Below are 6000 nucleotides of genomic sequence, written 5' to 3'. Positions count from 1 at the left end.
GCGTTGGGATGATAGACGCCGTCGGCGGTGTAATAGCCGTCGATGATGCCGTCGCCGTCGCGGTCGGCGGCGACGCTGCCCGGGACAGCGCCCGCGGGGGCGGGGGGCGGCGGCGGGGCGTAGGCGACCTTGTCGTTCTTCGCGCAGGCCGACAGCAACAGCGCGGTGGCGCCGGCCATCAAGAGCATCTGGTTTCGCATGGTTCACTCCCTTGGACAAAGCGCCCGGCGGGGCGCGACCGGGACTCGAAACCCGCCGCAGTGCCGCATGTTTCGTGCACCTTGCAGGGGTGCGGCCAAAGGTGGCTTTCGGGGGACGGGACGAGGAACGACGCCATGACGCCGCGACGGGCCGTGCCGGTCAGGCGGCGACGGCCTCTTCGCTGCGGCTGCCCGCAGCCTCGAGCAGGCGCTTTTCGAGCGCTTTGACGCGCGCGGCGCTGTCGATCTTGTCGCCGATCAGGTCGGTGACATAGAAGGTGTCGACCGCGCGCTCGCCATAGGTCGCGACATGCGCGCTGTGCACCGTGACCTTCGACTGGAAGAGCGCATAGGCGAGCTGGTTCAGGAGCGCCGGCCGGTCCTGCGCATTGACCTCGATCACGGTGAAGCGATTCGAGGCCTTATTGTCGATGAAGACATTGGGGGCGATGCGGAACGCCTCGGCGCGGGTGCGCGGGAGCGCGCGCGCCTCGAGCTTGGGCAGCAATTTGTGGCGGTTGGCGAGCGCATCCTCGATCGCGCGGGTCAGCCGGCCGATCTGCCCGGCCTCGGCAAAGGGCCGGCCGAGCGGGTCCTGGACGAGGAAATTGTCGAGCGCGAGCCCGTCGCGCGTCGTGTGGATGCGCGCGTCGATGATATTGCCGCCGGCGAGGTGGATGCCGCCGGCGATGCGGTAGAAGAGCCCGGGGTGGTCGGCGGCGAGCACCATCACGAGCGTCGCGCCGCGGTCCTGGTCGGGCACCGCGGCGATGTGGAGCGGGGCGCCGCCCGCGGCCTGCATATGCGTGAGGTTGGCGGCGATAACCTCGACCGGTTCGGCGATCCAATAGCTTTCGGGGAGGCGTTTTGCGAGCTTGGCGAAACCCTTGTCGTCGAGGCCGAGCAGCGCCTGCGCATCCTCCTTCTTCGCGGCGATGCGCGCCTCGCGGCCCTTCTGCTTGTGGCCGAGGCGCAGCACCTCCTCGGCGGCGTCGAACAACTCGGTGAGCAACTGGCGCTTCCAGCTGTTCCACACCCCGGGGCCGACCGCGCGGATGTCGACGACGGTGAGCACGAGGAGGAGGCGCAGGCGCTCGGGGCTTTGGACGACCTGCGCGAAGTCGAGGATCGTCTTGAAGTCGGCGAGGTCGCGCTTGAACGCGGTCGCCGACATCAGCAGGTGATAGCGCACGAGCCACGACACCGTCTCGGTCTCGGCTTCGCTCAGCCCGAGGCGCGGGCAGACGCGGAGCGCCAGCTCGGCACCGAGCACGCTATGGTCGCCGCCGCGGCCCTTGGCGATGTCGTGGAGCAGCACCGCGACATAGATCACGCGGCGCGAATGGATCTGCCCCATGATCGCGGTCGAGAGCGGATGGTCGTCCTTGAGCCGATCCTGCTCGATGTCCGAGAGGAGCCCGATCGCGCGGATCGTATGCTCGTCGACGGTATAATGATGGTACATGTCGAACTGCATCTGCGCGACGACGCGGCCGAAATCGGGCACGAAGCGGCCGAACACCCCCGCCTCGTTCATCCAGCGCAGCACCGTTTCGGGATCGCGGGGCGAAGTCAGCACGTCGAGGAACAGCTCGTTGGCGCGGGCCACGCGGCGGATGCCCTGCGTCTCGATCAGCTTGGCGTCGTGGCGCGCCTGGCGCATCGCGAGCGGATGGATTTCGAGGCCATGCTTGTCGGCGAGCGCGAAGATCTCGATCAGGCGCACCGGATCCGCCTGGAAAAAATCGTCGGAAGGCAGGGCGAGGCGGCCGCGGTCGAGCACGAAGCCGTGAAGCTTGCCCGGCCGCCGCCGGATCGTCGGCAGGAAGCGCCGCCCGCGCGCCGCCATCTGGTCGTCGAGATGCGCGAGGAAGGTGCCGGTGACGTCACCGACGCTCTTCGCGTGGAGGAAATAGAGCTGCATGAAACGCTCGACCGCGCTTTTGCCCGGACGTTCGGCGAAATGCATGCGCTCGGCAATCTCGCGCTGGAAATCGAAGGTCAGCCGGTCCTCGGCGCGCCCCGCGAGCGTGTGGAGGTGACAGCGCACTGCGAGCAGGAAATTTTCGGCGCGCGCGAACTGGCGGAGCTCGCGGGGACTGAGCAGACCGGCGTCGACGAGTTCGGGCACGGTGCGCACGCGGTGGATGAACTTGCCGATCCAGAAGAGCGTGTGGAGGTCGCGCAGGCCCCCCTTCCCTTCCTTCACATTGGGTTCGACGACATAGCGCGAATCGCCCATCTTCCTGTGCCGCTCGTCGCGCTCGGCGAGCTTTTCGGCGACGAAGGCGCGCGCATTGCCCGCGACGACCTCGGCATCGAAGCGCGCCGACGCCTGGTCGTAGAGATCGCGGTCGCCCCAGATGAAGCGGCCCTCGAGCAAGGCGGTGCGGATCGTGAGATCGTCCTTCGCCGCGCGCACCATCTCGTCGAGCGAGCGCGACGAATGGCCGACCTTCAGCCCGAGGTCCCACAGCGTATAGAGCTGCGCCTCGATCACCTGCTCGGTCCAGCTCGTCTGCTTGAACGGAGTCAGAAAGCCGATGTCGATATCGCTGAACGGCGCCATTTCGGCGCGGCCATAACCGCCGACCGCGATGATCGTGATCCGCTCGCCCGCCGAGCGGTTGCCCGCGGGATAGAGATGGCCGGTGGTGAAATCATAGGAGAGGCGGACGATCTGGTCGATCAGGAAGGCGGTCGCCTGCGCCGCGACGAGCCCCGCCGAGGGGGTGATCAGCAGGCGGCGTGCGATCTCCGCCCTCCCCTCGTCGAGCGCGGCCTTGAGCAGCTCGACCATCGCGCGGCGGCGCTTGCCGCTGTCGCTGGTATCGGCCGCGACCGCGTCGAGCCGTTCGGCGAGCGCGCGGCGGTCGATGATCGCGCGGCGGTCGGCGAGGTTGGCGAAGAGCTCGCTCATCCCTCGGCCTCGGCGGCCTTCAGGCGATAGAGCGCGTCGAGCGCCTCGCGCGGCGTGAGCGCGTCGGGGTCGATGCTCGCCAGCGCGTCGCGCAGCGCGTCGCGCACCGGCGCGGGTTCGGCGGCGAGCGTCGCGGCGAAGAGCGGCAGGTCGTCGAGTCCCGCGGCGAGCCCGCCGGTCTTCTCGCGCCCCGCCTCGAGCTTCGCGAGCACCGCTTCGGCGCGCTTCACCACCTTGGGCGACACGCCGGCGAGGCGCGCGACCGCGAGGCCATAGCTGCGGTCGGCGGGTCCGTCGGCGAGTTCGTGGAGGAGGACGAGATCGCCCTGCCACTCGCGCGCGCGGACATGGTGGAGCGACAGCGCGTCGAGGCTTTCGGCGAGGCGCGTCAGTTCGTGATAATGCGTCGCGAAGAGGCAGCGGCAGCGGTTCACCTCGTGCACCGCCTCGACCACCGCCCAGGCGAGCGCGAGCCCGTCGTAGGTCGAGGTGCCGCGCCCGACCTCGTCGAGGATGACGAAGCTGTTTTCGGTCGCCTGCGCGAGGATCGCGGCGGTCTCGACCATCTCGACCATGAAGGTCGAGCGCCCGCGCGCGAGATTGTCCGATGCGCCGACGCGGCTGAAGAGCCGGTCGACGAGCCCGAGCTTCGCCGCCGAGGCGGGGACGAAGCCGCCCGCCTGTGCGAGCACGATAATCAGCGCATTCTGGCGCAGGAAAGTCGACTTACCGCCCATGTTCGGGCCAGTGACGAGCCAGAGCCGGTCGCTTTCGGAAAGCGAAACATCGTTGGGCACGAAACGCTCGGCCGATTTCGCGAGCGCGGCCTCGACCACCGGGTGGCGGCCGCCGGTCACGTCGAGGCACGGCGCGTCGGCGAGGTCGGGGCGGCACCAATTGTGGCTCATCGCATGGTCGGCGAGCGCGGCGGCGACGTCGAGCCGCGCGAGCACGTCGCACGACGCGGCGATCGCCTCGCGGCGCGCGACCGCAGCGTCGGTGAGCGATTCCAAATGCGCGGCCTCGGCGGCGACGGCGTGGACGCCCGCCTGCGTCACGCGGCTCGCGGCCTCGTGCAGGTCCGACGAATTGAAGCGGACGACGCCGGCGAGCGTCTGGCGATGGGTGAAGCCCGAATCGGGGGCCATCAGCGCGTCGGCGTGTTTCGCGGGGACCTCGACATGATAGCCGAGCACACCATTGTGGCGGATCTTGAGCGACGCGATGCCGGTGCGGTCGCGATAGTCCGCTTCCAAGGCCGCGATCGCCTTGCGCCCGTCGCGCGCGGTTTCGCGCAGCGCGTCGAGCGCATGGTCGTAGCCCTCGGCGACATAGCCGCCCTGTGCGGCGTCGACCGGCGGGGTTTCGATCAAGGCGCGCGACAGTTCGTCGACAAGTGCGCCATGGCCGTCTAGCCCGGGGAGCAGGCGCGCGAGCAGAGGCGGCAGGTCGGGGCGGCGGCCGAGCCGCTCGCGCAATATCCGCGCGCCGCCGAGCGCGTCGCGCAGCTGCGCGAGGTCGCGCGGCCCGCCGCGCCCGGCGACGAGCCGCCCGAGCGCGCGTCCGGCATCGGGGAGCGCGCGCAAGGCACTGCGCAGGTCGCCGCGCCACAAGGCGTCGCGCGCGAGCGCGTCGACGAGGTCGAGCCGGTCGAGGATCGCGCCCTTGTCGGTGAGCGGGCTTGCGAGGTCGTCGGCGAGCAGGCGCGCACCCGCGGCAGTCACCGTGCGGTCGATCGTGCCGAGCAGGCTGCCGTCGCGACTGCCAGCCATGGTGCGCACAAGTTCGAGGCTCTCGCGCGTCGCGGCGTCGATCGCCATGCGGCCCGAGGCGAGATGGCGCACGGGGGGTTGCAGGAAAACGCCGGAGCCGGTGCCGACATGGTCGAGATAGGCGGCGATCGCGCCCATCGCGGCGAGCTCGCCGCGGCTGAACTGGCCGAAGCCGTCGAGCGTCTGGACGCCGAACAGCGCGGCGAGCCGCTTTTCCGCGGCGTTGCTCGAAAAATCGGACGTGGAACGCCGCACGACCTGGCGCACGCTCCACGCGGGGAGTTCGCCGAAACTCTCGCTGACCAGCAGCTCGGAGGGCGCGAGGCGCGCGAGTTCGGCGTCGACCGCGGCGCGCGGCACCGCGACGACCTCGAACCGCCCGGTCGAGATGTCGGCGGCGGCGATCGCGACCTCGCCCTCGCTGCCGACCTCGGCGAGCGCGGCGAGGCGATTGGCGCTGCGCCCTTCGAGCAGGCTTTCCTCGGTCAGCGTCCCCGCGGTGACGAAGCGCACGATGGCGCGCGCGACGAGCGCCTTCGACCCGCCGCGCGCCTTGGCCTCGGCGGGGCTTTCGACCTGTTCGGCGATCGCGACGCGGTGTCCGGCCTTGATCAGCCGCGCGAGATAGGATTCGGCGGCGTGGACGGGCACGCCGCACATCGGCACCGGCTCGCCGCCATGCTCGCCGCGCGCGGTGAGCGCGATGTCGAGCGTCGCGGCCGCGGCCTTGGCGTCGTCGAAGAAGAGTTCGAAGAAGTCGCCCATGCGATAGAAGAGCAGGCAATCGCCCGCCTGCTCCTTGAGCGACCAATATTGCGCCATCATCGGGGTGGCGGCGGGAAAGGCGGAAGCGGAAGGCTGGGCGGCGGTGGCGGACATCGCGTCCTGCTTAGTGATTGGGGGCGGCATGGCAAGGTGATGTCGGCTTTTGGGAGGGACGCGGGTTCGCTCGGCGCGCTTCGTTCGAACCCGACGGGCCGGGATTTTTTGTTTCGCGCAAAGGCGCAAAGACACAAAGAGGCCGGCTCGCGGTCGCAAGGCCGCCCCTTCATCATCGCCGCATCATGACGCAAAATAGATGAAATGAAGCCGCTTTGCGGCTGGCGCT

The 6000-nt window shown here is 69.8% G+C and carries 3 protein-coding genes; all 3 read right to left on the bottom strand.

The window, feature by feature from the left end:
* On the bottom strand, nucleotides 1-200 hold a 200-nt coding region (locus ATE62_RS02245; RefSeq protein ID WP_156422266.1), incomplete at its 3' end, for a hypothetical protein.
* A 160-nt stretch (nucleotides 201-360) separates the two neighbouring features.
* The gene (locus ATE62_RS02240) at nucleotides 361-3120 is read right to left on the bottom strand and encodes a [protein-PII] uridylyltransferase (protein ID WP_058810675.1); all 2760 of its coding nucleotides are present in this window, start codon (nucleotides 3118-3120) and stop codon (nucleotides 361-363) included.
* Nucleotides 3117-5771, bottom strand: a complete 2655-nt coding sequence (mutS, locus tag ATE62_RS02235) for a DNA mismatch repair protein MutS (protein WP_058818411.1) — start codon at nucleotides 5769-5771, stop codon at nucleotides 3117-3119. The genes ATE62_RS02240 and mutS overlap by 4 nt, the downstream gene beginning before the upstream one ends.
* Between the last annotated feature and the right edge of the window lie 229 nt (nucleotides 5772-6000).

Origin of the sequence: Sphingopyxis sp. HIX, assembly GCF_001468285.1 — a bacterium.
GTDB lineage: Bacteria > Pseudomonadota > Alphaproteobacteria > Sphingomonadales > Sphingomonadaceae > Sphingopyxis.
This window is presented reverse-complemented; position numbering and strand designations above follow the sequence as displayed.

What these genes read in the sequence shown, in the direction of transcription:
- ATE62_RS02240 (WP_058810675.1), bottom strand. Translation starts at nt 3,120, where the DNA reads ATGAGCGAGCTCTTCGCCAACCTCGCCGACCGCCGCGCGATCATCGAC.
- mutS (WP_058818411.1), bottom strand. Translation starts at nt 5,771, where the DNA reads ATGTCCGCCACCGCCGCCCAGCCTTCCGCTTCCGCCTTTCCCGCCGCC.